Below are 25,467 nucleotides of genomic sequence, written 5' to 3'. Positions count from 1 at the left end.
TTGAAGCGATACCCGGTCATTTGTGTCATCGACGATGACGAAAGCGTTCGTTCCAGCCTCGCGAATTATCTGCGCGCTGCGGGGCGGGAGGTGCGGACCTTCGAGTCCGCCGCCAGCTTCCTCGCATCACCCGATCGCGGCGAGACCGGCTGCCTCGTCACAGACCTGCACATGCCCGGCATGGACGGGCTGGCGCTTCAGCAGCAACTCAATCATATCGGGCGCGCATTCCCGGTGATCGTCATAACCGCTTATCCGACCGCGGCGGCGCGCGAGCGCTCGGCGGAGCTGGGCGCGGCGGCCTTTCTGGAGAAGCCGGTCGACCCGGACGGATTGCTCGAACGGATCGACGCGATCCTGAGCGGCCGCGAAACGACGGAGTAGTCAATGACCGAGCATGCCGATGAACAGCCGCCCCTGATCTGCATCGTCGACGACGACGCCGGCGTTCGCGGTTCGCTCGACAGCTTGCTGCGCTCCGCCGGTTTCGCGGTCCTCGCCTTTGCCGGGCCCGACGATTATCTCGCCTCTGCCGATGCTGATCGTGCCGCCTGCCTGTTGCTCGACATCCAGCTCCAGGGCGCCAACGGCCTCGATTTCCAGCAGGCGCTGCTCGACAGCGAATTTCATGTGCCGGTGATCCTGATCAGCGGGCATGGCGATATTCCCCAGACCGTTCGTGGTATGAAGGCCGGCGCTGTCAGTTTTCTCGCTAAGCCGTTCGATGAGGAGGCGCTGCTGCTCGCCGTCCGTGAGGCGGTCGAAGTCGACCGCCGCCGCCGCGACTCCGAGGGGCGCGACCGCAATGTCCGCCTGCGCTTCGACACGCTGACAGAGCGCGAGCGCGAGGTCATGGCGCTGGTGACCGCAGGGCTGATGAACAAGCAGGTCGCGGGAAAATTGTCGCTCAGCGAGATCACTGTGAAAATCCATCGCGGCAATCTGATGCGCAAGATGGCGGCCGGATCGCTCGCCGACCTTGTCCGGATGGCCGAGGCGCTCGGCGCGCGCGACACCAGCGTCACCCGTTACCATCGCCCCGGCTGAGGCCGGCGGAAAAAACATCGGCCGCTTCTTGACGCGTCGCATCGCTCTTCCCAGATTGTTTTAGATTATAATCGACATCTAATTGTGTCGAATGCCGAAGGAGCTTGAACCATGACCCACGCCGTCATCGCGGGATATGCACGCACCCCGTTCCATTTTTCGCGCAAGGGGTTGCTCAAGGACAGCCGTCCCGACGATCTCGCCGCGCTGGCGATCCGTGCGCTGGTCGATCGTAGCGGGCTCGACCCGGCGTTGATCGAGGATGTGCTGCTCGGCTGCGCCTATCCCGAGGCGGCGCAGGGCAATAATATCGCCCGAATTGCGTCGCTTCTCGCTGGCCTTCCGCAGGAACTGGGCGGCGGCACGGTCAATCGATTCTGCGGTTCGTCGATGTACGCAATCCATATCGCCGCCGGGCAGATCGCGATCGGCGCGGGCGAGGCCTTTATCGCAGGCGGCGTCGAAAGTATGACGATGGTGCCGCAGGGCGGCTTCAACTTCTCGCCCAATCCGCGTTTCCCGTTCCGCGGTGAGCCGGGCACCGATCAGGTCGTCGAAGCCTATATCGCGATGGGGCAGACGGCAGAAAATGTCGCTGCGCGCTACGATATCGCGCGCGCCGAGCAGGACCTGCTCGCCGTCGAATCGCACGCCAAGGCGGCGAAGGCGCAGGCGGAAGGCCTGCTCGCCGAAGAGATTGTGCCCGTTGTGCTGCCCGACGGCACGATCGTCGACCAGGACGGCTGCATTCGTCCCGGCACCTCGCTCGACGTGCTGGCGGGCCTGAAGCCGGCGTTTCGTGAGGATGGCCTCGTCACCGCCGGAACCTCGTCGCCGCTCACCGACGGCGCGGTGGCGACGCTGGTGACGTCCGAGGAATTCGCCGTGAAGCACGGTCTCGATATCCTCGCGCGCATTCGCTCGACCGCGGTCGCCGGGGTCGAACCTGAATATATGGGCATCGGCCCGGTCCCCGCGACGCGCAAGGCGCTGGCGCGCGCGGGCCTGACGGTTGGCGATCTCGATGTCGTCGAACTCAACGAAGCCTTTGGCAGTCAGGCGGTCGCCTGCATGAACGAGCTCGAAATCCCGCGCGAGATCGTCAATATCGACGGCGGCGCGCTCGCGCTCGGCCACCCGCTCGGCGCGACGGGCGCACGCATCACCGCGAAGGCGGCGCAGATATTGCGGCGCACCGGCGGCCGCTACGCGCTCGCCACGCAGTGCATCGGCGGCGGGCAGGGCATTGCGACCATTCTCGAGGCCGTCTGACAGGCCGGAAAGACAGGCAGGAACGAGCGACATGCGAATGAACCGAGAGGAAGCCGCGCGAAACCGCGACAAGATCGTCGGTGTCGCCGCGCGCCAGTTCAGGGAATTTGGCTATGACGGCGTCGGAATCGCGGGGTTGATGGAGGCCGCCGGGCGAACCCACGGCGGCTTCTACAAGCTGTTCGCCGACAAGGATGCGCTGATGGTCGAGGCGACGGCGCGGGCGCTGTCCGACAATAAGGAAAATTGGGCCGAAGCGATGGTGAAGGCGCCGGATGATCCGGTGGCGGCGCTGCGTCGCTGGTATCTGTCGGGGGCGCACCGCGATCATCCCGCGAACGGCTGCGCCTATGCTGCGCTCGCCGCCGAGGCGCCGCGGCATTCCGATGCGCTCGGAGCGGCTTTCGAGACGGGGCTGGAAGCCTCGATCGCGCAAATATCGGCCGTTCTTCCCGATGGCGAGGACCGGGAAGGGGCGATTCGGGTCATTGCGCAGTTGATCGGCTCGCTGATCCTTGCACGTGCGGTGCGATCCCCCTCGCTGGCGACCGAAATTCTGCAGTCGGGTTACGGCGACTAGCACCTATCTGACCGCGTTGCGCGCCGCGCTGGGCGCAGACCTGTTGACGGTGCCCCGGGATTGGCAGCTCATTCGAACTGATGAACTGGCGAGCCCCGACCGAGGCTTGGTGGGCTTTTGCCATCATTTGAGTTCGAAGAGTGTCGGTTCGTCCGGTGGCGGCGTTTCGATGACCAACAGGCCGAGGTGCATGGCCTGGGTGATCAGATGCGCGCGGTTTCGCGCATTGAGCTTTAGCCGCACATTCTCGATATGCCGTTCGACGGTTCGTGGAGCGATATTGATTTCGAGCGCAATCTGCTTGGCCGAGCAGCCCACTGCTACCAATTCCAATATTTGATGCTCACGAAAGGTCAAATGCGGTTCGACGTTCAAAGCGTTTCGATGCACGGTGCAATCCCCTGACACCCAAGGCGTAGACACTTTGCGACCGACGAGCATCTTTTGCGCGGCAATGCCGCAACCCACCTGCTCTGGCTCCGATGATATCCCTTTGCGCGCTGTTTAGCAATTAACCTAAGCTAATTAAGCATGTAGCGGCACGGTGCGTGCCAATACATCTATGCTACTGAAATTCAGTCTTAATCTTTCCTGAAATGCTAAGGAAAATTACGTAAGTGATTTTGCTAGGCTGTTCATACACACTAATTTCTTGGTTTTTACCCGGATGGCGTCTGCCGCCACAAAGGCAGATGAGACTCGCAAACGGGGTCGCCGCAAATACCAATTTGAGATTGGAGACGTGGCGTGCAAGGGCTTTCGGCAGAGTTTCAACGCGGTTCGATTCCGCAGGATACGATTCTAAAATTTCGTAAGGGCGAGATCATCTTTTCGCAGGGTGATCCGGGCGATTGCTGGTTCGAGGTCATCTCGGGCACGGTGAGAACATGCCATTTCCACGTTGACGGTCACCGCCAGTTGACGGGATTCTTCTATCAGGGCGACGTGTTCGGCGTCGAATATGGCTCGCGCGATGCCGCCGCCGAAGCGGTTACCAACACGATCCTGACGCGCCGTCCGGCACTGAACGGCGACCCCGATTCGTTTGGACAGAATCGCGCGCTCGAACGGGCGCTAGACAGCGCGAATCAGTGCATATTCCTGCTCGGCCGGCGGAACGCCAACGAACGTGTCGCAGCATTTCTGCTGATCGCAGCGAAGCGGCTGTCGGCACTTGGCAGCATCCCCCTGCCGATGACGCGCGGCGATATTGCCGATCATCTGGGCCTCACGATCCATACGGTCAGCCGGACGATCTCGGGCTTTGTCCGCCAAGGGCTGATCGAGCTGGAGGGGCCGCAATTGTGCCGGCTGGTCGACCTCGACGGGCTTCGCGCGATCGCCGGCGAAGAGATGGGCGTGGCGATCGACAAGATGGGCGCGATGCGGTCGCGGCGAGGCTTTACCGGGCAGGGGGCGGGTGCATGAGCAACTTGATAGCGCCGCCCGTGCTGCGCCATGTCGGCGTGGCGGCCGTCGGGCTGTCCGCGGTTTTTTCGCCTTCGCAGGCCAAGGCGCACGAGACGCCAGCGCTTGAATGCCTGTGCGACGCACTGCCATTCCTCGACACTGCGCCGACATGGAATGCCGCGGCCGCGGGTGCGGGCGCTGCGGCCGAAAGCCCGCCGGCGGCGAGCGTCGAGAGCGAGATCGATGCGCAGCGGCGAATCCTGGCCGAACAGCGCGCGCTGATCGACCAGCAAAATGCGATGCTGGTGGAGCAGCGGCAGCAGATTGTGAAGATGCAGGGGCAGCTTATCACGCAGCAGGCGCAGATCGACCGGCTCTCGTCCTTCGCGCTCGCAGAGGCGCCGCTGGAGATGTTCCGCGGCACCGGCATGGGGGGACAAGGCGTTGCCGGCCCTGCGCTTCCCGGCCCGGGCAGCGACGCGGTCGCCTTGCCCGATGCGCCCGTGGGCGAAGCCCCGCCACCGACCGAGTCGACCGCCGAACGCGTCGCGGCGGTTCCCGAAGGACAGGGCGTGTTGACCCGCGCCGGCCACCTCATTTTCGAACCCTCGCTCGAATATACGCGCTCGTCGACCAACCGCCTCGTCTTTCGCGGGATCGAACTGATCCCGGGGATCCAGATTGGCCTGATCGAGGCGACTGACGCTGATCGTGATACGCTCGTCGGAACGGCCTCGATGCGCTACGGAATTACCGACCGGCTCGAAGCCGAAGTGCGCATACCCTATCTTTATCGGAACGACCGGATCGAGGTTGTCCAGCAGCGTGACGAGGGCATCGTCCGGTCGATCGCGCTGCGCGAGGACGGGGTCGGCGACGCCGAATTCTCGCTCCGGTACCAATTCAATCGCCCGGTCGGTCAAAAGCCGATCTTCGTCGGAACGCTGCGGGTCAAATCGGACACGGGCAAAGGGCCGTTCGAGATCGGCTACGACGAATTCGGCGTTGCCACCGGACTCGCGACCGGATCGGGTTTCTGGGCGGTTCAGCCGGGGGTCAATTTCCTGATGCCGTCGGATCCCGCGGTGATTTACGGCGGAGCAGCCTATCTTTATCACATCCCGCGCGACGTGAACAAATTGGTCGGCGACGTGCTGATCGGACGCGTCGACCCGGGCGATGCAGTGTCGGCCAATATCGGCTTCGGCTTCGCGCTCAACCCGCGCTTTTCCTTCTCGCTGGGATATCGGCACAATTACATCTTCCCGACCAAGACCGAGATTGGCGATACGCAGCAGAAATCCAACTATATCCACGTCGGTTCGCTCAACTTCGGAATGTCCTATCGCCTGACCGAGCGCGACGTTCTGAACATGGGCTTCGAAATCGGCGTGACCGAGGATGCGCCCGACGTGTCGATCACGCTGCGCATGCCGTTTGGCGGGAAATTATAACCCCCCTCCCGACCGCCTCTTCTCGCAAACGCCCATCCTCGCAAAGAAAAGCCCCGCCAAAAGAGGCGGGGCGAGGTGACCGTCCCCGTCGAAACGGGGACGGGGGGTCGTTCAGTTGCCGAGCGCGCTGAGGGTCTGTGCACCCATTGCGGCGCCGATCGCGTCGCTCATACGCGTGGAGGCCAGTCCATCGCGGAACCCTTCATAACCGCTGATATCGAGCACGGCGTCGACCTGTTGGTTCAGCGAGACGTTGCTGGCGGTGTTGACGAGTATATTCTGGATCGCATCGGTGTTCTGGATCAGCGCCGTCTGGCCATTGTTCGCGAGGAACACCGGCTCGTCGCCGACGCGCATCGTGATGCCGCCGCTTGTCAAAATGCCGCCTTGAATCTGCGCGGCGTCGACCGCGGTCAGCGCCGGCGATACGAAGCGCTCGATCGAGGATCCCTGCGGGGTCCAGCTGACGATCGTGCGCAGCGCAAGCTCGTCGTTCACGAAGCTGCGAATGTCTGCACCGAACGCGATCACCATGCCCTGAAAAGCGAAGCCGCCGCGCTGTGTCGCCAGCACCTCATCGGGCACCGTCTCGGCGTCCGCGAGCGGATCGTCGGCCGTCGGCTCACTCGCCGCGAGGAGTATGGGCGCAAAGGCGAGCAGGAGGATGCGGGGGGACATGGTCGGCCTCATTTCACGGTGCCGACGCGCACATCGAGCAGGATCTGCGGCGTCAGCTGATATTGGGGGGGCAGGTTGGTCGTCAGATCGCCGACCGAGACGTGAAGCGACCCGTCTGCTTCGAGCGGCGCCTGTGACCAGGGGCCCCAGTCGCCAGCGAGGTTGAACGCGGGCCGTTTGGTGCCGCCCTCGACGATCGCAAGCGCGATGCCGTTCCAATGTTTTTCGAAGTCGCTGAGCGAATATTCGTTGAGGCCGAGCACCGAGTCGCCCGTCAGCACGCGGTCGCCGCGAACGCCTTTGACGACGACGAAATGCTTGAATCCCTTGAGATCCATCAGGACGATGGTCGGACGCTTCACCTGTTTCAATTGCTCGGCGGTGATCCGGAAGCCTTCAGCGCGAAAGCCGCGCGAGGCGAGGTAGGTTTTCATGTCGAGCATCGAGAAGCCGACCTTGCGAATCGCCTCGCGGTCGCCCTTTTCCCACATCGCGCGAAAGGGCATCGTCTCCGATGTCGGTGCGCCATAATGATAGGTTAGCAGGGTCGCGATCGCGGCTGAGCCGCAGCTGAAATCATAACGTTGGCGAATAACGGAACGGAAGGGGATGTCCCACCAGGTCATCACCTGGAGCTGATAATTGCCGCCCGTTTCGGGGCCGGTCAGCCGGACTTCGGCGGCAGCGGGCGCCGCGGCTGCGGCGCACAGCAGACCCGCGATCAAGGTGCGCAGGGCCCGCATGGTGCGCTCAGTCGCCGAGGTTGATGGTCAGGTTCATGCCGCTCTGGGCACTGACCTGCGCGCCGGTGTTGATCAGCAGATTGCCGACACCGTTGAAATTGGACAGCGCGAGGTCGCTCAGCGTGACCGATCCCGCCGTATAGTCGCCATTGAGGACGTTGCCGCTGACGATCGAGTCCATCGTCTGATTGGTGATGACGAGCGACTGGCCGCCGCGCAGCGTATCGAGCTCGGTATCCTTCAGCATCGGCGATTTGCGTTCGGGCGCCACCGGAAGGGCCGGGGCTGCGCGAACTTCGGTCGCGGTGGCCTCGGCCACGAGGGGAGCGGCGGGATCGGGTGGCGGCAACTGCGCCGATACGGGCGCGGACAGGCCCGCCAGGACCAGCAAGACCGGGACGATCGGGGGTTTCATGACACGGACGCTCCTTGAACGCGAAACTTTGGGAAATGGCCGGCCCGTCAGTGGAGCCGGGCCGGCCATCCGGGGGGACTTGATCAGTCGCCGCCGCCGCCACCGGCGCCGCCGTTGCTGCCGCTGTCGCCGAAGCTGACAGTGCCGCTCGCAGCGATGTTGGTCGCGGCCTGGGTGTTGGCGTTGATGCCCGTGTTCCAGGCGGCGTTCAGGATGCCGGCGTAGGCCGCAAAGGCGCTGCCGCGCACCGAGTTGTTGCCGCTGTTGTAGCCGACGGGCGTTTCGCTGCCGTCTTCACCGTCCATATCGACGACTTCGTCGAGATTCTGGTTGGTGTTGGTGGCGCTCAGCGTTTGGGTCGCGACAACGAGGCTGTTGCCGTTGAACGAGCCATTGCCGTCATTGTCCTGATCGTCGTCCGAGAAGGTGTCGGCGGCATTGTCCTGAACGAACAGGTCGATCAGATCGTTCACAACGACGGTGTCATTGTCGCTGTTGTTCCCCGAAGCACCATTGTTGTTGGCGTCATTCTCGGCTTGAGTTTGCGCGAACGCAGGTGCGGCCGTGACGGCAAGCGCCAGCGTCGACACCGCCAGCATGACTTTCTTCATCATGACTTCTCTCCTAAAAAGGGGATGGCTCGCGATGCCGAACGGCATTGCTGATGCGGATCCTCCCCGACTCCGTCCGCATCGGTGCGAACAAGGTGATCATGATGCGCACCGGCATGGCCCGCTTTGCGAATTGGCAATGTCGGGGGCGGAGAAATACCCAGATGATCTCTGTGGGTGGATTTGCTGGCGATCAATCGAGACGGGGATGGTCTGAGCCGCCGGAAAGATAATCCTTCAGGCGCTTCCAGAGGCTTGCGCGCCGCGCGCCGCCATAGGCGAGGTTCGCCCCCAAAGTGACGGACACGACCGTTCCCTGTCCGGGCGCGCTGTCGATCGCGAATTTGCCGCCGATCCTCTCGGCGCGTTCGCGCATCGTAACCAGCCCGAAATGGCCTTCGCGCCGCCCTTCGCGAAGGATATCGGCGGGGATCCCCGCGCCATTGTCGCGAAACCGGATCGAAAGCTCGTCGCGCCCAAAGTCGACGAGGATGCCGACTTCGGTCGCACCGGCGTGATGCGCGATATTGAAGAGCGCCTCGCCACCGATAAGCGCCAGTTCGGACGCGACAAGCGGATCGACGGGGCGCGCCGCGCCCTCTATCGCGACCCGCACCTCAACCGCGGGGTAAAAGGGATGCGTCTTGACGAGATTGTGGACGACGGTCTCCAGATCGGTGGCGTCCTGATGGCCGCGGAGCGCCTGAACGCGTTCGCGTCCTTCGAGGATGACGTCGTCGGCAAGGGTCAGCGCTTTTTGAAGCGCGGCGCGTTCACCGTTGTTGCCCGGCATACGGTCGGCGATCGCCTGAAATTGCAGCACAAGGCCCTGCACGCCTTGAAGCAAGGTGTCGTGGAGGTCACGGGCGATCCGTTCGCGTTCGCCGACGCGTTCTTCGAGCCGGCTGCGCATGCGCCGCATTGCTTCGGCATAGCGCCATTGCAATATCGCCCACAGGAGAAGAACCCCCGCCGCCACGCAGAGCAGCAGGAACCAGCGCGACTGAACAAAGGTCGGCGGGATTTCGAACGCGACCGTGGCGCCCGCTTCGTTCCACACGCCATCGTCGTTCGCGGCGATAACGTGGAAACGATAAGTTCCGGGGGCAAGGTTGGTATAAAAGGCCTGTCGCCGCGTTCCGGCGTCGACCCATTCGACGCCCTGTCCCTCGATCCGGTATCGCACGCGCGTCGCGCGCGGGTTGGCGAAGCTGAGCACCGCGAAGTCGATCTCGATGTCCGACGTTCCGGCGGGCAGCTTCACGCGCTGTGGATCGCGGTAGAGCCGATCGGCGGAGAGCGCACTGACGTGGACCTTCGGCGGCCGGCGGTTACGCGCGATGTCGCTCGGGTCGAGCCAGAGCGTTCCCGTTTGCGTCGCGATCCACAGCCGGCCATCGCCGCCCCGAACGATCGAGCGGCGGCTATGGTCGTGCGGCAGGCTTCTGAGGCCGTCGAGCGCGCCGAAAACCCGAAACGCCGGTGGTGGACCGGGATTGGCGAGGGCGGCCGCCAGACGGCTCGACGGGATCTGCATGATCCCGGCGGGACCCGCGAGCCAGCTATCGCCATCGGGCGTCTGGACCATCCCGTTGACGCCGCTGAGCACGGGCGCGCGGCGCGCCGATATCGTCTGGACGCGTCCGTCCTGAAAGCGCGCGAGGCCGAAACGGCCGGCGACGAACAAGCCGCCGTCGGGTGCGTCATATAATGCCGCATCGTCGGGCTCATAGCCGTCCCATGGGATCGGCACGGTGCGACGTCGGTCGCCGTCGATCCAGCCGAGCATGCGATTGGTCCACTGCACGGCGATGCGGCCGTTGCGGTCGGCCACCATCGATTTCGGGATAAAGTCGCCGCGCGCGGGTCCGAAAGGCTGGTCCCAGCGGCCCGCCCGGAAGCGCGCCATGCCGCCGAAGGACGCCGTGACCCAATAATCGCCGTTCGCATCGAACGCGCAGTCATAGATTGTCCGGTTCACCGGAACGCGCCCAGGCAGCCGCCGCACCCGGCCGTCGCGCCAGATCACGACCTCGCGGCCGACGCCGATCCAGATTGCGCCGTCGGGCGCCTCGCACAAGGTGCTCGGCTCACCCTGGGTTTTGAAAATGACCTCGGGGTGGCCGCCGGGGCGGACGCGATAAATGGCCGACGCCTGACCGATGTAGACCGCGCCGTCCGATGCCTGAAGCAGCAGGTCGCCAAAGGCCGCGGGGTCGGTCAGTTCGGATTCAAAGCGAAGCGTCGCCGGCCAGAAGCGGTCGATGCCATTTTCGGTGCCGGCCCAGACATTGCCTTCGTCATCCTGCCAGATCGCGGTGGTCGCGTTCGATGACAGCCCGTCGCGCGCGGTGAAATGCTCGACGCGGGCGATGGCTTCCGCGCGGGTCGTCGCGCCGCGGGGATCGGGGCGGGCGACGCGCTGGATCCCGTCATAATAGGTCGATATCCACAAATTGCCTTCGCGATCGAACATCGGCCAGCCGCGAATCTCGGCGGCGTCGGTCGCATAGGCGTGGCGCAGCGGCGGCGGGTCGCCGCGCCCGCCGACGCCGGTGATCGGATAGGTGCCGTCGATCTCGGTCAGCCAGATGCGCTCCTGCGGATCGATCGACAGGCGGCCGAGCGCGCGCAGCTTGCTTCGCACCGTCTCGAAATGCGTTTCGCCGGCGCGCAAGCGGGCAACCGATCCGGTGAAGGAGACCCAGACGGTGCCATCGCGCGTCACCACCATGCTGAAGGGATTGTCGACCGGCGCGCCAGCCTTCGCCCCGAATTGCGTCCATTTGCCGTGGCGATAGCGCAGCAGCGGCAATCCGGTTCGCTCGGTCAGGACCCAGATCGTACCGTCGGCGGCCTCGTGCATCGCTTGGACCCGATCGGGCGACCGCGGCGCGTCGAGAAAGCGCAAGCGGCCGCCGCGATAGACGGCGAAGCGCCCCGATCGTTCGAAATTGGTCCAGATTTCGCCGTTGCGGCGGACGAGGATCGCCGATGGCGGACCGTGCTGGACCAGGTCGATGCCGTCGCTGACATTGTCGAATCGGATGCCGTCGAAACGGAACAGGCCGCTCGCAGAGGCGACCCACATGTAACCGCGCTGGCCCTGTTTCACCGCGAAGACCGGTTTCGGCGCGTCGCTTTCTTCGCTCCAGTGGCGGTGGTGATATTGAAGGATCGACCGCTCGAACGCCGCCATCGCCCGACCCGGCAGCAGGGCGAGCAGGATGCAGATCAAAATTGCGATCGATTTTCGCACGCTGGCCCCTCCAACAGGAGAGACACTAGCTTTGGGCGATGCGCGGGCGAAGTCTAAAATGCGTGTGGATCAAACTTGCGACGGCCACCGTGTTTGCGGGGTGACGCGGCTCAGGGGGAGTTTGACGCGAACCGCGGCGCCGCCGCCATCCAGATTTTCGATCGCGATACTGCCGCCATGCTTGCCCACGATCGACTGGCAGATTGCAAGGCCGATCCCCATTCCGGTTTCTTTCGTCGTGAAAAATCCTTTGAAGACCTTGTCGATATGCTCGGCGGCAATGCCGGGCCCCGAATCCGTCACCGCGAGTTCCACCCATCCCGGACTGCAGCCGCTGTGGATATCGACCCACCGCTCGTCACCGGCCCCGGCGTCGATCGCCTGAAAGCTGTTCACGAGCAGATTGATCAGAAGCTGGTGCAACTGAACCCGGTCTCCATTGATCGTCGGCAGATCGGGATCGAGGTGCGTGCCGATCCTGATCCGCTTCTCCCGGCTTTCGCGTTGCATAAAGCGAAGCGCCTCTCTGACGACGTCGTTCATGTCGAGATTGGTCCATGCCGGTTCGCGATTTGCCGCCATGCGCTGGATGCGCAGGATGATCTCGTTGGCGTGTTCGGCGCTCTCGATAATGCGTTCGATCCGGTCGGCGACCCGGTCGAGCGCGCCGCCGCGCGAAAGCCAACGCATGCTGGCGCCGCCATTGGCGACGATCGCGGTCAAAGGTTGCTTCACTTCATGCGCGATCGTCGCGACCATCTCGCCCAACGTCGAAATCCGCGCGGCGTGGGCAAAATCGGCCTGCAATTGGCGCAGTTCCGTTTCGGCGCGGATTTGATCGGTGATGTCGATCATCGTGATGAAGGTGGTCTTCATATCCTCGGGCGGCTGGGGGAAAGTGATCAGGAACAGAACGTCGAGCGTGCGGCCATCGAAAGTGTTGATCCTGATCTCTTCGGCATGATTGCATTTGCCGTTGTAATGGGCGGCGGTCACGCGCGCGGCCGCGTTCGGCGTCGCCTCGAAAATATAGCGTACGGGATTCAGAAACTGCGCTTCGGTGCCGCCGAGCAGCGTGATCGCGGCACGATTAACATCGGTCACGACGACCGTGTTGCACGCGAACTCGACGAATTTGGGATGTTCGGCCAGATACGCCTCGATGTCGGTAACCCCCTGGTCGCGCAATGCTTCGAATGCGTGGCCGGGGCTTCGGGCGTCGACCTGCCAGAGCGGCACCGGCATATGCTCTAGTAGTCGCTTGAATACGCCGCGTTCCCTCGCGACCGCACCCGGCTGGACCTCGGTTGGAGCGTCGCGCGTAGCGTCCGGATCGACGAGCGACCGGTCATCGAGCGCCGGGACCGGTCCAAATTCGACAAAGCCGATGGTTTTTCCGTCCGCGCCTGAACGCCGGATCAGCCGTATCGGGACGTCCATGAAAAGGCCGTCCATCCGGCGGCGGGACGTTGTACCCGACCATTCATCTTGATCGCCGATTTCGTCCCAGTCGATCCAGTCGCGTAACGCCAGTGGGTCGAGACGATGTCCGACTGCGGTGCTGGCGGGCCAGCCATAGAGCAGCGTGGAAGCGGGATTCCAGGTGCGAACGGTTCCGTCGGCTTCATAGGCGATAATGCTCTGTGTCGCCTGATCGATGATGTCGAAGCCGTGCGGCTCGTTATGATCGATTGGCCCCGGCACTGTCGCAGTAGCGGCTTTACGCACCTTGGGCGCAGGTGCCCGATCTCCGCCCCGGCGCTTTCGTTGCTTCGCCGCGGTTTCCATTCGTCATTCCGATCTCGAATCCGATGGAGTTCCTCGACAATCCTGCGGCCGGTTGCCGCAAAATTCGAGCCCCGAACGGGGAGGGCATTTGCCCCGGTGAAGAATGCCTAGGTGCCGTAAGCCCGGTGAGGCCGCAGAGGATTGGCTGATTGGGCGGCGGCGGACACTTCCACGGGCACCGATCGCGGAAGGTGGGGCGCCATGGTTTCCCACGACCGGACGAGATCGCCGGCCGAGGCGAGGTTCATTTTCCGCATCACGTTGCTGCGATGCAATTTTATCGTGACCTCCGTAATGCCAAGGTCATAGGCGATCTGCTTGTTCAAGCGCCCCATCGCGACATGCCGCATGACCTCGCGCTCGCGCGGCGTCAGGGCCGAAAACCGTTCGAGATGGTCGTCGCAAATCCGGCTCGCCTTGCGCTGGGCGAGGTCGCGTTCGATCGCGGTCTGGATCGCGTCGAGCAACGTCTGGTCGCGAAATGGCTTGGTGAGAAAATCGATCGCTCCGGCCTTCATCGCCTGTACCGACATTGGAATATCGCCATGCGCAGTAAGGAAAATGACCGGCTTTCCGCGGTGCGGCCCGGTGCCGAGTTGGCGCTGAAAGTCGAGACCGCTCGCACCGGGCATGCGGACGTCGAGGATGAAGCAGCCGGGCCGATCGGGCAGCGACGCCTGAACGGCCTCGACCGGCGACCCAAATCCGACGGCGTCGATGCCCACAGAGGCAAGAAGATTGGTCACGGCGTCGCGAATTGCGTCGTCGTCGTCGACGATCACGATGAGCGGTTCACCATCCTCCATGACGTCCTCCAGCCCTGTCAGGGAGTAGCCGCGCACATGCGCGAGGTCGCGAAACGGGCACGGTCCCCGAGGTCAGGATAGGCCGCCTTTGCTCGTCCACCATCCCCGACGTCGGGGGTTCGCACTGCCCCATTCGGGGGTGGCGCTAGATTTCCAAAATCCCTCGCTCCATCGCCACGGTGACCGCGCGCGTGCGGTCATTGACGTCGAGCTTCAGGAAAATGTTCTTGAGATGCGCTTTGACCGTCTCTTCGGCGAGGCCGAGTTCGGCCGCCGCCTCCTTGTTGGCGTGCCCCAGTGCAATCAGTTCGAGAACCGACAGCTCGCGCTCGGTCAGCTGTTCGTCGGTGACGTGCAGCGCAATCTGTTCGGACACGTCGGGCGCTATATGTCGACGGCCGGCATGCACGCTGCGAACCGCATCGACGATCTGCGTCCGCAGGCTGTTCTTGAGCAGATAACCCGTGGCGCCGGCGCGAAGCGCACGCACCGCCTGAACATCGCCGGCGTAGGTTGTGAGGACCAGGATCTTTGCCGACGGGGCCTCCGCGCGAATGGCCATCGTCGCCTCGATCCCGTTCATGCGCGGCATTTGCAGATCCATGATGACGACATCGGGTTGCAGGGCGCGAAATTGGGACAGCGCCTCTGCGCCGTCGGCCGCCTCGCCGACGACGGCGAGATCGTTTTGGTTCTCCAGCATGGCCGCGACCCCGGCGCGAAGCACGGGGTGATCGTCGACGACCAATATCCGGATAGCCGGAGGATTGTCACTCATGACCCGAATGTCCCACCCCCGCGGCCCCGGCAACCTGCGGGTAAGTCCCTGTGCATCGATATTACCCCGATCGGGGCCAAAGGAACAGCGACAAGTTCGCGCGTCATTTCCGCCATCAGGACAATTTTGCCCGCATCGTCGCGCGTCCCGTCGCGTCGCGCGCCCACATCCGCGTACCGCCATCGTCGTGCGCAAGGCAGAGGTCGAAAGGGGCGCCATCGATCAGCGGCGCTTCGGCGCGGAAATCGAAGCAGCGGGGGGAGAGGCCCGCGCGCAGGGCATGATCCATCAGCAATGTCGCGATAAGCGGACCATGCACGACGAGCCCGGCATAGCCTTCGACATCGCGGGCATAGTCGCGGTCGTAGTGGATGCGGTGCGCGTTGAAGGTGAGCGCTGAGTAGCGGAACAGCAAAACCGGGTCGGGGGAGACGCTGCGCACCGCATCGGCGGGGTCGGGTTCGGGCGGCGCGAGGGGAGCGGCGGCGGTTGCAGGGATCATCGGCGCGGGTTCGCGAAAGACGATGTCCTGCTCTTCGCGGATCGCGGCGACGCCGTCGGCGGCAATGTCGTGCCGCAGCGTCACGAAGAGCAGGTCGCCACTCGCGCCCCGCTTGGGCTTGATCGCGTCGATCGTTGTGACGCGGCTCAACGCGGCACCAACCGCAATTGGTGCGAGGAACTCGATGCGGCTGCCCGCCCACATACGGCGGGGCAGCGGGACGGGCGGGAGCAAGCCTTCGCCGTCGCGGCGCGGGTGGCCGTCCGCACCGATCTCCGACTGGGGCGCGGTGGGCAGGAAATAGAGCCAGTGGCCGAGCGGCGGTACCTCGCCCGAAACCCACGGCGTGACGTCATGATCGAGTAGCGCGGCAAGGCCCGCAAGCGGTGCTGCGGTGGCAACATCCTCGCGCGTTTCGCTGCGGCCGACACAGGCGGAATAATCGTCCATCAGAAACTCTTGGGCAGGCCGAGCGCGTGGGTTGCGACATGGCTGAGGATCAAATTCGTGCTGATCGGTGCGACCTGATAAAGCCGCGTCTCGCGAAACTTGCGTTCGATGTCATATTCCTCGGCAAAGCCGAAGCCGCCGTGCGTCTGCACGCACATGTCGGCGGCGTACCAACTCGCCTCGGACGCCAACATCTTCGCCATGTTCGCTTCAGTCCCGCAATCGGCGCCGACGTCGAACAGGCGCGCGGCCTTGTCGACCATCTCGGCGGCCGCCGCGATCTGCACATAGGCGCGCGCGATCGGGAACTGCACACCCTGATTTTCGCCGATAGCGCGGCCGAACACCGAGCGGTCCTTGGCGTAGGCGGTCGCGCGGTCGATGAAGAAACGCCCGTCGCCGATACATTCGGACGCGATCAGTATGCGCTCGGCGTTCATGCCCGACAATATGTAACGAAAGCCCTTGCCCTCCTCGCCGATCAAATTGTCGGCGGGAACTTCGAGGTCGTCGAAGAAGAGTTCGGTCGTTGCATGGTTGAGCATCGTGCGGACGGGGCGGATCGTGAGGCCATTACCTGCGGCCTCGCGCATGTCGACGAGCAGCACGCTCATCCCGTCGGAGGGCTTGGCGCATAGCTCGCGCGGGGTGGTGCGGCAGAGCAGGACCATCAGGTCCGAATGTTCGGCGCGGCTGATCCAGATTTTCTGGCCGTTGACGATATATTTGTCGCCGACCCTGTTGGCGAAAGTGCGGATGCGCGTGGTGTCGGTGCCCGCAGTCGGTTCGGTGACGCCAAAGGCCTGCAGGCGCAGCTCGCCGCTGGCGATGGCGGGCAGATAGGCCTGCTTCTGCGCCTCCGACCCGTGCTTGAGCAGGGTGCCCATCGTGTACATCTGCGCGTGGCACGCGCCGCCGTTGCAGCCCGAGCGATGGATTTCCTCGAGCACGGCGGTCGCGGCGCCGAGACCGAGGCCCGACCCGCCATATTCCTCGGGGATCAGGACCGAGAGGAAACCCGCCTCGGTCAACGTGCGGACGAATTCGGTCGGATAGATACGGTCGCGGTCGAGGCGCTGCCAATATTCGCCGGGGAATTCGCCGCAGAGTCGGCGCACCGCCTCGCGGATTTCAGGGTAGCTCTGCGGCTGGGCTTCGGACATCGGCGTTCGGCTCTCCCCTGATCTTCGGGGAGAGCCTTAGAATGCGAAGCTGTTTCGGCGCAACTGAAACAAACGTCAGATGCTCGGCAGGTCGAGCCCTTTCTCGCGCGCGCAGTCGATCGCGATGTCGTAACCTGCGTCGGCGTGGCGCATCACGCCCGTGCCGGGATCGTTCCAGAGCACACGTTCGAGCCGCTTTGCCGCTTCGGGGGTGCCGTCGGCGACGATCACCATGCCGCTATGTTGCGAATAGCCCATGCCGACCCCGCCGCCATGGTGGAGCGACACCCAGGTCGCGCCCGAGGCGGTGTTGAGGAGGGCGTTGAGCAGCGGCCAGTCGGAGACCGCATCCGATCCGTCGCGCATCGCCTCGGTCTCGCGGTTCGGGGAAGCGACCGAGCCCGAGTCCAGATGATCGCGGCCGATCACGACGGGGGCCTTGAGTTCGCCCGACGCGACCATCTCGTTGAACGCGAGGCCGAGCCGGTGGCGGTCGCCGAGCCCGACCCAGCAGATGCGTGCGGGTAGCCCCTGGAACTTGATCTTCTCGCGCGCCATGTCGAGCCAGTTGTGGAGATGTGCGTTGTCGGGGAGCAGCTCCTTCACCTTCGCGTCGGTCTTGTAAATATCCTCGGGATCGCCCGACAGCGCGGCCCAGCGGAAGGGGCCGATGCCGCGGCAGAAGAGCGGGCGGACATAGGCGGGGACGAAGCCGGGGAAGTCGAAGGCATTTTCGACGCCTTCGTCCTTCGCCATCTGGCGGATGTTGTTGCCATAGTCGGTCGTCGGCACGCCGGCGGCCTGCAGGTCGAGCATCGCCTGCACATGCACCGCCATCGACGCTTTGGCGGCCTTCGCTACAGCAGCGGGGTCGCTCTCGCGCTTCGAGAACCACTCGTCGAGCGTCCAGCCGGCGGGGAGATAGCCGTTCACCGGATCGTGCGCCGAGGTCTGGTCGGTGAGCAGGTCGGGGCGGATGCCGCGGCGAACGATTTCGGGCAGGGTTTCGGCAGCGTTGCCGAGCAGGCCGACCGAGACGGGCTTGCCTTCGGCATGGCTCGCTTCGATCATCGCGATCGCCTCGTCGATGCTGCCTGCCTGCTTGTCGAGATAGCCGGTGCGCAGGCGCATTTCGATGCGGCTCGGCTGGCATTCGATCGCGAGGCAGCTCGCGCCCGCCATGACCGCCGCGAGCGGCTGCGCGCCGCCCATGCCGCCCAGCCCGGCGGTGAGCAGCCAGCGGCCCGCGAGACTGCCGCCATAATGCTGGCGGCCCATTTCGACAAAGGTTTCGTAGGTGCCCTGAACGATGCCCTGGCTGCCGATGTAGATCCAGCTCCCGGCCGTCATCTGGCCGTACATCATCAGGCCCTTTTTATCGAGCTCGTGGAAATGCTCCCAGTTCGCCCATTCGGGGACGAGGTTCGAATTGGCGAGCAGCACGCGCGGAGCATTCTCGTGCGTCCGGAACACGCCGACGGGTTTGCCCGACTGGATCAGCAGCGTTTCGTCGCCTTCGAGCCGTTTCAGCGTCTCGACGATCCGGTCATAGCTTTCCCAGTCGCGCGCGGCGCGTCCGATACCGCCATAGACGACCAGCTCGTGCGGTGCCTCGGCCACGTCGGGGTGGAGATTGTTCATCAGCATCCGCATCGGCGCTTCGGTGAGCCAGCTCTTTGCGCTGATCTCGGGACCGGTCGCCGGGCGGATCACGCGGCTGTTGTCGAGGCGGGTGGTCATGACTTTCCTTTCGCAAAATCGAGGGTCGCGGCGATCACCTGTTCGAGCACGGGCCGGATCGCGGGATTGGGATCGAGGGGGGAGGGCCAGTTGGCGTGGGTGATCGCGTCGGGCTCGGCCATATAGCCGCGCTGCGCGAGCTCCATCTGGATCGCGTGGATGCCGTTGTCGGGCTGGCCGTAATGCTGCGTCGTCCAACCGCCCTTGAAGCGGCCATTGACGACATGGCTGCGTCCGCTCGCGGCGCAGATGTTCGCGACGATGGTTTCGAGCTCGGGCGCGCAGGTCGCGCCGCCGTTGGTGCCGATGTTGAACTGCGGCAGCTCGCCGTCGAACAAGCGCGGCACATGGCTGCGGATCGAATGGGCGTCGTAGAGGACAACGCGGTCGTGCGCCGATTTCAGGCGGTGCAGCTCTTCGCTCAGCGCCTCATGATAGGGCCGATGATAGAGATGGAGGCGCTGGTTGATTTCGGTCTCGTCGGGGTCGTCGAAACGATAGAGCCGATCGCCGTCGAACGTCGTCGTCGGGCATAGTTCGGTCGTCGCCTGCCCCGGATAGAGCGACGCGCCCGATGGGTCGCGGTTCATGTCGATCACGCTGCGCGAGATGTTCGTCGCGACCAGCGTTGCACCCATGTCGGCCGCAAAGGCGTAAAGCTCGGCGATGTACCAGTCGGTGTCGATCTGCGCATGCCAAGGCGAAACATATTGCTCGTCGAGGCCCGCGAGATCGGTGCCGCCGTGCGGGAAGGCGATGACGAGCGGCGCGTCGCCGCGGTGGACGCGCAGCCAGTCCATCAGCCGACGCCCGGCAGGCTGGCGGGCACCGCCGCGACGAGGCTGCCGGTGCGGATCAGCGCGGTCGCGGTTTCCATGTCGGGATGGAAGTGCCGGTCATCCTCGAGCGTCGGCACGTCGGCGCGCAAATGCCGGTGCGCGGCCTCCAGCGCGTCGCTCGATTTCAGCGGTGCGTGGAAATCGATGCCCTGACACGCCGCGAGCAGTTCGATCCCGATCACCGCGCTGGCATTGTTGGCCATGTCGAGCAGGCGGCGCGCGCCGTGCGCGGCCATCGAGACATGATCTTCCTGATTGGCAGAGGTCGGGATCGAGTCGACACTCGCGGGATAGGCGCGCTGCTTGTTCTCGCTGACGAGCGCGGCAGCGGTGACCTGCGGGATCATGAAGCCCGAGTTGAGGCCGGGGCGCGGGGTGAGGAAGGCGGGGAGGCCCGAGAGCGCCGGGTCGACGAGCATCGCGATGCGGCGTTCCGCAATCGACCCGATCTCGCAGATGGCCATCGCGATCATGTCGGCGGCGAAAGCGACGGGCTCGGCGTGGAAATTGCCGCCCGACAGCGCCTCGTCGGTGTCGGCAAAGATGAGCGGATTGTCGGAGACGCCGTTCGCTTCGATGCCGAGTGTCGTTCCCGCCTGCCGCAGCAGGTCGAGCGCCGCGCCCATCACCTGCGGCTGGCAGCGGAGACAATAGGGGTCCTGCACGCGCGGATCGTCGACCGCGTGCGACGCCCGGATCGCCGAACCGGCCATCAGACCGCGGAGCGCATCGCCGACCTCGCGCTGGCCGGCGTGACCGCGCAGGGCATGGATGCGCGCATCGAAGGGGGCGTCGGAGCCCTTGGCGGCCTCGGTCGAGAGCGCGCCGGTGATCAGCGCCGAGCGGAAGATGGTTTCCGCGCGGAAGAGGCCGGCGAGGGCGTTGGCGGTCGAAAATTGCGTGCCGTTGAGCAGCGCGAGGCCCTCTTTGGGGCCGAGGTCGAGCGGGACGAGGCCTGCCTGTGCGAGGGCGTCCGCGGCGGGCAGCGTCTTGCCGCTGGCCTCGATCTCGCCGACGCCGATCATCGCCGCCGCCATATGCGACAGCGGCGCAAGGTCGCCGCTCGCGCCGACCGAGCCCTGCGACGGGACGACGGGGGTGAGGCCTTTCGCCAGCATGGCTTCGAGCATCGCGACGGTCTCGCGCTTCACGCCCGACGCGCCCATGCCGAAGCTCGCGAGCTTCAGCGACATCATCAGCCGAACGATCTTCGTCGGCGACGGCGCGCCGGTCCCTGCGGCATGGCTGAGCACGATATTGCGCTGGAGCGTCGCCAGATCGTCGTCGGCGATGCGGACGCTCGCAAGCTTTCCGAAACCGGTGTTGATACCATAGACCGGCGCGCCCTTGGCGACGATCCGCGCGACCGCGGCGGCGCTGGCGTCGATCGCGTCCCATGCGGCGTCGCTCAATTCGGCGCTCGCGCCCTCATAGATTTCGCGCCAGTCGGCGAGCGAAATATGCCCGGGCTCGATGATCATTGTCCGTCCTTGATACGTTGGTGAAGCGGGTTGAAGCCGATGCGATAAACGAGCTCGGCGGGGTCGCGGACGTCCCAGATCGCGAGGTCGCATGCCTTGCCGGGCTCGAGCGTACCGAGCTCGGCGCTGAGCCCGAGCGCGGCGGCGGCGTTGACCGTCACACCGCGCAGCGCCTCGACCACCGTCAGCCCGAACAAAGTCGCGCCCATGTTGAGCATCAGCAGCAGCGAGGTGGTCGGTGAGGTGCCGGGGTTGTTGTCGGTCGCGAGCGCGATACGCGTGCCATGGCGGCGCATCGCGTCGATCGGCGGCAGCTTGGTCTCGCGCATGAAATAATAAGCGCCGGGGAGCACCACCGCGACGGTGCCCGCCTCGGCCATCGCGCGGACGTCGTCGTCGGTCGCATGCTCGAGGTGGTCCGCCGACAGCGCGCCATGGCTTGCGGCAAGCGCGCTGCCGTGGAGCGCCGACAATTGTTCGGCATGGAGCTTGACCGCGAGCCCGTGCGCCTTCGCCGCTTCAATGACGCGGGCGCATTGCGCGGGCGAGAAGCCGATGCCTTCGCAAAAAGCATCGACCGAGGTCGCGAGCGGCGCGGCGGCGAAGATCATCTCGTTTACGACGAGGTCGATATAGGCGTCGCTGTCGCCCTTATATTCGGGGGGCAGCGCGTGCGCGCCGAGGAAGGTCGGTTCGACGCGAATGTTGCGGTGTCCGGTGAGCGCCCGCGCGGCGCGCAGCATCTTGAGTTCGTCGTCGGTCGACAGGCCGTAACCCGATTTGATCTCGATCGTCGTGACGCCCTCGGCGATCAGCGCGTCGAGGCGCGGGAGGGCGCTCGCCACCAGTTCGGCCTCGCTCGCCGCGCGCGTCGCGCGCATCGTCGAGACGATGCCGCCGCCCGCGCGCGCGATCTCTTCATAGCTCGCGCCTTCAAGCCGCATCGCCCATTCGTTCGCGCGGTTGCCGCCGTGGACGAGGTGGGTGTGACAGTCGACGAGGCCCGGGGTGATGAGCCGGCCCTGGCAATCATGGACGGTTCCCGTGGCCGCCGGGGCGCCATCGGCGGGTCCGGTATAGACGATCCGGCCGTCCTTCGCCGCCACGACGCCGTCGTCGATCAGGCCGAGGTCGCCATCGGCCATCGTTGCGAGTCGGGCGTTCGTCCAGCGTTGCTCCATCTGGACACTGTCGTTCGGATGCGCCATTATGTCTAGACATAATATGAGGACGAACGACAATGGCTCTCTGGTTCGAACGCGCGTGGATCGACAATCGTTGGGCGAAGGACGTGCGGGTCGGTGTCGCCGACGGCCGGATCGCGTCGATCGAGACCGGCGTCGCGGCCGAGCATGGCGATGAACGCCACCGCGTGGCGCTGCCGGGCCTGTGCAACGTCCACAGCCACGGCTTCCAGCGCGGCATGGCGGGGCTTTCGGAACGCCGCAGCCGGCCTGACGACAATTTCTGGAGCTGGCGCGAGATCATGTACCGCTTCCTCGATCGGCTGACGCCCGAGGATGTCGCGGCGATCACCGCGCAGGCCTATGCCGAGATGCTGGAGACGGGCTTCACGCGTGTCGGCGAGTTTCACTATCTGCATCACGATCCGGCGGGCGCCACCTATGCCGATCCCGCCGAGATGGCGGGCGCGATCGCGCGCGCGAGCGGTGACACGGGCATCGGTCTGACGCTGTTGCCGGTGTTCTACGCGCACGGCAATTTCGACGCGGCGCCGCCGAGCCCCGGACAGCGGCGTTTCCTGAATGACGTGGACGGCTTCGCGACGTTGCTCGATGCATCGCGGTCTAAGCTGTCGGGCGACGCCAATATCGGCATCGCGCCGCATTCGCTGCGCGCCGTCACGCCCGATGAACTCGCGGCGCTGCTCGAACTGTCGTCTACCGGCCCCGTGCACATCCACGCCGCCGAACAGGTGAAGGAGGTCGCCGATTGCGTCGCGTGGAGCGGCGCGCGGCCGGTCGAATGGCTGCTCGACAACGCCGGGGTCGACGAACGCTGGTGCCTGATCCACTCGACTCACCTTGACGCGAACGAAGTGTCGCGGCTCGCCGCGAGCGGCGCGGTCGCCGGGCTGTGCCCGATCACCGAGGGCAATCTGGGCGACGGCATTTTCCCGGCGGTCGATTATCTCGCGGCGGGTGGCCGCTTCGGAGTCGGCACCGACAGCAATATCCTCGTCGACGCAGCGCAGGAATTGCGCGTGCTTGAATATTCGCAGCGGCTGGCGCAGCGCGCCCGCGCGCTGCTCGCCAGCGAGGAAGCACCCTTCGTCGGCGCGAACCTGTTTGCACACGCGGTGCAGGGCGGGGCGCAGGCGCTGGGCGTGCCGGCGGGGCTCGCGGTCGGCCATGCCGTCGACATCGTCTCGCTCGACCTCGACCACCCCGCTTTTGCCGGAACCGACGATGCGACCCTCCTCGACCGCTGGATCTTTTCGGCGCGGGCGGGGGCAGTCGACAGTGTATGGCGCGCGGGCGTCAAGCGCGTCGAAAGGGGCCGGCATGTCGAGGCGGACGCGATCGGTGCCGCCTATCGCGCCTGCATCGCGCGGCTGCTCGCGTGAACCCCGCACGCCGCATCCGCGACGAGATTGCCGCATCGATCCAGTCGGGCGAATGGCGCCCCGGCGACCGCGTCCCGACCGAACAGGAACTCGCCGCGCGCTATGGCTGCGCGCGCGCAACGGTGAGCAAGGCACTCGGCGAGCTCGCGGCATCGGGGTTGGTCGAGCGGCGGCGCAAGGCGGGGACTTTCGTGGCACATCCGCCGGTCCATTCGGCGGTGATGACCGTGCCCGATCTCGCCGAACTCATCGCCGCGAGGGGCGAGGCCTATCGCTGGGAGCTGGCATCGATCGAAACCGCGGATGCGGGCGACGATCTGCTCGCCGGTCCGGCGCTGCGGATCGAGGGTGTGCATATGGCGGCGGGCGAAGCCTTCGCGCTCGAACGCCGCTTCATCGCGCTCGGCGAGGTGCCCGAGGCGGCGGGCGCGGATTTTGCAAACGAAGCGCCGGGGACATGGCTGCTCGGCCATATCCCCTGGACACAGGCGCGCCACGTCATCCGCGCGGTGACGCCGACGCGCAAGGAGGCGGCGCTATTGACGATCGGGGCGGGCGCGGCGTGCCTTGAACTCGACCGCACGACCTGGCGTGCGGGGCGTGTCGTGACGCATGTCCGGCAGCTTTTCCGCGGCGATCGCTTCGATCTGGTCGCCGAATTCAACGCCAGCCCCTAGCCGAAGGTGAAGGAATAGGCGCGCACGCCGGGATCGAGGAATTCGATCTCGAACGTCCGCGCTCGTGCTCCCGCCGACTGCCGCACCAGCTGGTATAGGCGGTCGCTCGTCACGCTGCCCATCCCGTTCGCATCGACATCGACGCCGTGATCGGCGGCAGGCGGCAGCCCGTCGAGCGTTACGCGAAAGCGAACCGGCTTGCCGTCGGGCCGTGCGCCCAGCACCAGATGCAGGTCGCGGGCCTGAAAACGATAGCGTATCTTGGCCGACGGCGCGTCGGCGCGGGCGGACTCGCCGCCGACGGTCCATCGTCCGGACAGATTCCATTGGTTCGCGCCGATCGACGCCGGGGCGTCATATTGCGCCGAGGTGTCGGATTTGAGTCGTTGCGAAGGCGCGAGGTTCGCGGCCTGCCGATAGCCGACATAGGTTTCGCCCGTGCGGATACCGTCCCAGTCGGGCGAAGCTTCGATACCCTTGCCGATATCGCCGGTGAGCGGCGCGTTGACCGGCTTGCCGTTCGCCTCGGTCAGCAGTTCCTGCAACAGCCGCTCGGATGCGGCATAATCGCCTTCGCCAAGGCGATGGTGGCGGACGCGGCCCTTGGCGTCGATGAAATAGAAACCCGGCCAGCCGTCGTTGCCGAACTTCTGCCAGGTCGCATAATCGCTGTCGAGCTTGACGGGCCATGTGACGCCCAGCTCGGCGGCGGCGCGGCGGACATTGCCGGCATCCTTTTCGAACCCGAATTCGGGCGTGTGCACGCCGACGACAACGAGGCCGTCGTCCTTGTACTTCGCCGCCCAGTCGCGAAGATAGGGCAGCGGGCGCAGCGAGTTGATGCACGAATAGGTCCAGAAATTGACGAGGACGACCTTGCCGCGCAGCGCCTGCGGCGCGTCCTTTTCCAGCCAGGGACCGCCCTCCGCCAACGCGGCGAGCGGCCGCGAAACCGTCTCGGCGGCGCCGGCGACCGGAATCGTCCGGTTGGCGAGCGGTCCGCCGGGAATGTCGCCGAAGCAGGTGACGACAGCCCCGATCGCGGCGATCGCCGCGACGCTGGCAAAAGCCCATCGGCGTCCTTTGGGTGGCATAAACTGGCTGTCCTTCGATGGTGATCGGTCGAGCAGGCGCGAGATGGGACGACCGCGCGCCTGCCGCTATGACACCTTCGTCTAAGCCGGCCA

At 65.3% G+C, this 25,467-nt stretch carries 24 protein-coding genes; 8 read left to right on the top strand and 16 right to left on the bottom strand.

Features of this window, described 5'->3' with window-relative positions; all coding sequences use genetic code 11:
* The 4 genes from GGC65_RS08780 to GGC65_RS08765 all read left to right on the top strand — a co-directional run bounded on the left by GGC65_RS08780 (window position 1) and on the right by GGC65_RS08765 (window position 2,899).
* The gene (locus tag GGC65_RS08780) at window positions 1-384 is read left to right on the top strand and encodes a response regulator transcription factor (protein WP_192646812.1); all 384 of its coding nucleotides are present in this window, start codon (window positions 1-3) and stop codon (window positions 382-384) included.
* A gap of 3 nt (window positions 385-387) precedes the next feature.
* On the top strand, window positions 388-1,047 hold the full coding sequence (locus tag GGC65_RS08775) for a response regulator transcription factor (RefSeq protein WP_192646811.1): 660 nt from the start codon (window positions 388-390) through the stop codon (window positions 1,045-1,047).
* Between the two features lie 111 nt (window positions 1,048-1,158).
* Window positions 1,159-2,319 carry a thiolase family protein gene (locus tag GGC65_RS08770; protein WP_192646810.1) on the top strand — a complete coding sequence of 387 codons (1,161 nt, stop codon included), beginning with the start codon at window positions 1,159-1,161 and terminating at the stop codon, window positions 2,317-2,319.
* A 31-nt stretch (window positions 2,320-2,350) separates the two neighbouring features.
* Window positions 2,351-2,899: a TetR/AcrR family transcriptional regulator gene (locus GGC65_RS08765; protein WP_192646809.1), complete on the top strand. Its 549-nt coding sequence runs from the start codon at window positions 2,351-2,353 to the stop codon at window positions 2,897-2,899.
* Between the two features lie 123 nt (window positions 2,900-3,022).
* Here GGC65_RS08765 and GGC65_RS08760 read toward each other — a convergent pair whose 3' ends face one another.
* Complete coding sequence (locus GGC65_RS08760) at window positions 3,023-3,340, bottom strand: response regulator transcription factor (protein ID WP_192646808.1); 318 nt, start codon at window positions 3,338-3,340, stop codon at window positions 3,023-3,025.
* 306 nt (window positions 3,341-3,646) lie between these two features.
* Between GGC65_RS08760 and GGC65_RS23710 the strand changes: the two genes are divergently transcribed.
* Window positions 3,647-4,327: a helix-turn-helix domain-containing protein gene (locus GGC65_RS23710; RefSeq protein ID WP_192646807.1), complete on the top strand. Its 681-nt coding sequence runs from the start codon at window positions 3,647-3,649 to the stop codon at window positions 4,325-4,327.
* Window positions 4,324-5,763 carry a hypothetical protein gene (locus GGC65_RS08750; protein ID WP_225940735.1) on the top strand — a complete coding sequence of 480 codons (1,440 nt, stop codon included), beginning with the start codon at window positions 4,324-4,326 and terminating at the stop codon, window positions 5,761-5,763. The genes GGC65_RS23710 and GGC65_RS08750 overlap by 4 nt, the downstream gene beginning before the upstream one ends.
* Before the next feature lie 111 nt (window positions 5,764-5,874).
* Here GGC65_RS08750 and GGC65_RS08745 read toward each other — a convergent pair whose 3' ends face one another.
* The 14 genes from GGC65_RS08745 to hutI form a co-directional block, all read right to left on the bottom strand.
* Window positions 5,875-6,441, bottom strand: coding sequence for a hypothetical protein (locus tag GGC65_RS08745; RefSeq protein WP_192646806.1), 567 nt, complete (start codon window positions 6,439-6,441; stop codon window positions 5,875-5,877).
* Window positions 6,442-6,449: 8 nt separating this feature from the next.
* Entirely contained in the window at window positions 6,450-7,184 is a 735-nt protein-coding gene (locus GGC65_RS08740; RefSeq protein WP_192646805.1) for a C39 family peptidase, read from the bottom strand.
* A gap of 7 nt (window positions 7,185-7,191) precedes the next feature.
* Complete coding sequence (locus GGC65_RS08735) at window positions 7,192-7,599, bottom strand: hypothetical protein (protein ID WP_192646804.1); 408 nt, start codon at window positions 7,597-7,599, stop codon at window positions 7,192-7,194.
* Window positions 7,600-7,682: 83 nt separating this feature from the next.
* Window positions 7,683-8,213: a hypothetical protein gene (locus tag GGC65_RS08730; protein ID WP_192646803.1), complete on the bottom strand. Its 531-nt coding sequence runs from the start codon at window positions 8,211-8,213 to the stop codon at window positions 7,683-7,685.
* 190 nt (window positions 8,214-8,403) lie between these two features.
* Window positions 8,404-11,469 (bottom strand): triple tyrosine motif-containing protein, encoded by a 3,066-nt coding sequence (locus GGC65_RS08725; protein WP_318780144.1) that lies wholly within the window; start codon window positions 11,467-11,469, stop codon window positions 8,404-8,406.
* Between the two features lie 69 nt (window positions 11,470-11,538).
* Entirely contained in the window at window positions 11,539-13,197 is a 1,659-nt protein-coding gene (locus GGC65_RS08720; RefSeq protein ID WP_192646802.1) for an ATP-binding protein, read from the bottom strand.
* Between the two features lie 167 nt (window positions 13,198-13,364).
* Window positions 13,365-14,063, bottom strand: a complete 699-nt coding sequence (locus GGC65_RS08715; RefSeq protein WP_192646801.1) for a response regulator transcription factor — start codon at window positions 14,061-14,063, stop codon at window positions 13,365-13,367.
* Between the two features lie 145 nt (window positions 14,064-14,208).
* Entirely contained in the window at window positions 14,209-14,811 is a 603-nt protein-coding gene (locus GGC65_RS08710) for a response regulator transcription factor (RefSeq protein ID WP_318780143.1), read from the bottom strand.
* Window positions 14,812-14,956: 145 nt separating this feature from the next.
* Window positions 14,957-15,793, bottom strand: a complete 837-nt coding sequence (locus GGC65_RS08705; RefSeq protein ID WP_192646799.1) for a MaoC family dehydratase N-terminal domain-containing protein — start codon at window positions 15,791-15,793, stop codon at window positions 14,957-14,959.
* Window positions 15,793-16,956: an acyl-CoA dehydrogenase family protein gene (locus tag GGC65_RS08700; RefSeq protein WP_192646798.1), complete on the bottom strand. Its 1,164-nt coding sequence runs from the start codon at window positions 16,954-16,956 to the stop codon at window positions 15,793-15,795. The genes GGC65_RS08705 and GGC65_RS08700 overlap by 1 nt, the downstream gene beginning before the upstream one ends.
* A 75-nt stretch (window positions 16,957-17,031) precedes the next feature.
* Entirely contained in the window at window positions 17,032-18,696 is a 1,665-nt protein-coding gene (gene hutU / locus GGC65_RS08695) for a urocanate hydratase (RefSeq protein ID WP_192646797.1), read from the bottom strand.
* Window positions 18,693-19,496, bottom strand: a complete 804-nt coding sequence (gene hutG, locus GGC65_RS08690) for an N-formylglutamate deformylase (protein WP_192646796.1) — start codon at window positions 19,494-19,496, stop codon at window positions 18,693-18,695. The genes hutU and hutG overlap by 4 nt, the downstream gene beginning before the upstream one ends.
* On the bottom strand, window positions 19,496-21,016 hold the full coding sequence (hutH, locus tag GGC65_RS08685) for a histidine ammonia-lyase (RefSeq protein WP_192646795.1): 1,521 nt from the start codon (window positions 21,014-21,016) through the stop codon (window positions 19,496-19,498). Before hutH ends, hutG begins: the two co-directional genes overlap by 1 nt.
* Window positions 21,013-22,224, bottom strand: a complete 1,212-nt coding sequence (hutI, locus tag GGC65_RS08680; protein ID WP_192646794.1) for an imidazolonepropionase — start codon at window positions 22,222-22,224, stop codon at window positions 21,013-21,015. The genes hutH and hutI overlap by 4 nt, the downstream gene beginning before the upstream one ends.
* A gap of 32 nt (window positions 22,225-22,256) precedes the next feature.
* Here hutI and GGC65_RS08675 point away from each other — a divergent pair, with 32 nt between their 5' ends.
* Entirely contained in the window at window positions 22,257-23,603 is a 1,347-nt protein-coding gene (locus GGC65_RS08675) for a formimidoylglutamate deiminase (RefSeq protein WP_192646793.1), read from the top strand.
* Window positions 23,600-24,280: a UTRA domain-containing protein gene (locus GGC65_RS08670; protein WP_318780142.1), complete on the top strand. Its 681-nt coding sequence runs from the start codon at window positions 23,600-23,602 to the stop codon at window positions 24,278-24,280. Before GGC65_RS08675 ends, GGC65_RS08670 begins: the two co-directional genes overlap by 4 nt.
* On the opposite strand, the gene GGC65_RS08665 is transcribed toward GGC65_RS08670, so the two are convergent.
* Window positions 24,277-25,374, bottom strand: a complete 1,098-nt coding sequence (locus tag GGC65_RS08665; RefSeq protein ID WP_192646791.1) for a thioredoxin family protein — start codon at window positions 25,372-25,374, stop codon at window positions 24,277-24,279. The genes GGC65_RS08670 and GGC65_RS08665 overlap by 4 nt on opposite strands.
* Window positions 25,375-25,467 lie beyond the last annotated feature (93 nt).

Source organism: Sphingopyxis sp. OAS728, assembly GCF_014873485.1.
GTDB lineage: Bacteria > Pseudomonadota > Alphaproteobacteria > Sphingomonadales > Sphingomonadaceae > Sphingopyxis.
This window is presented reverse-complemented; position numbering and strand designations above follow the sequence as displayed.

Coding starts and splice junctions, on each gene's coding strand:
- GGC65_RS08775 (WP_192646811.1), top strand. CDS start 388: ATGACCGAGCATGCCGATGAACAGCCGCCCCTGATCTGCATCGTCGAC.
- GGC65_RS08770 (WP_192646810.1), top strand. CDS start 1,159: ATGACCCACGCCGTCATCGCGGGATATGCACGCACCCCGTTCCATTTT.
- GGC65_RS08765 (WP_192646809.1), top strand. CDS start 2,351: ATGCGAATGAACCGAGAGGAAGCCGCGCGAAACCGCGACAAGATCGTC.
- GGC65_RS08760 (WP_192646808.1), bottom strand. CDS start 3,340: ATGCTCGTCGGTCGCAAAGTGTCTACGCCTTGGGTGTCAGGGGATTGC.
- GGC65_RS08750 (WP_225940735.1), top strand. CDS start 4,324: ATGAGCAACTTGATAGCGCCGCCCGTGCTGCGCCATGTCGGCGTGGCG.
- GGC65_RS08745 (WP_192646806.1), bottom strand. CDS start 6,441: ATGTCCCCCCGCATCCTCCTGCTCGCCTTTGCGCCCATACTCCTCGCG.
- GGC65_RS08740 (WP_192646805.1), bottom strand. CDS start 7,184: ATGCGGGCCCTGCGCACCTTGATCGCGGGTCTGCTGTGCGCCGCAGCC.
- GGC65_RS08735 (WP_192646804.1), bottom strand. CDS start 7,599: ATGAAACCCCCGATCGTCCCGGTCTTGCTGGTCCTGGCGGGCCTGTCC.
- GGC65_RS08730 (WP_192646803.1), bottom strand. CDS start 8,213: ATGATGAAGAAAGTCATGCTGGCGGTGTCGACGCTGGCGCTTGCCGTC.
- GGC65_RS08715 (WP_192646801.1), bottom strand. CDS start 14,063: ATGGAGGATGGTGAACCGCTCATCGTGATCGTCGACGACGACGACGCA.
- GGC65_RS08705 (WP_192646799.1), bottom strand. CDS start 15,793: ATGGACGATTATTCCGCCTGTGTCGGCCGCAGCGAAACGCGCGAGGAT.
- GGC65_RS08700 (WP_192646798.1), bottom strand. CDS start 16,956: ATGTCCGAAGCCCAGCCGCAGAGCTACCCTGAAATCCGCGAGGCGGTG.
- hutU (WP_192646797.1), bottom strand. CDS start 18,696: ATGACCACCCGCCTCGACAACAGCCGCGTGATCCGCCCGGCGACCGGT.
- hutG (WP_192646796.1), bottom strand. CDS start 19,496: ATGGACTGGCTGCGCGTCCACCGCGGCGACGCGCCGCTCGTCATCGCC.
- hutH (WP_192646795.1), bottom strand. CDS start 21,016: ATGATCATCGAGCCCGGGCATATTTCGCTCGCCGACTGGCGCGAAATC.
- hutI (WP_192646794.1), bottom strand. CDS start 22,224: ATGGCGCATCCGAACGACAGTGTCCAGATGGAGCAACGCTGGACGAAC.
- GGC65_RS08675 (WP_192646793.1), top strand. CDS start 22,257: ATGGCTCTCTGGTTCGAACGCGCGTGGATCGACAATCGTTGGGCGAAG.
- GGC65_RS08665 (WP_192646791.1), bottom strand. CDS start 25,374: ATGCCACCCAAAGGACGCCGATGGGCTTTTGCCAGCGTCGCGGCGATC.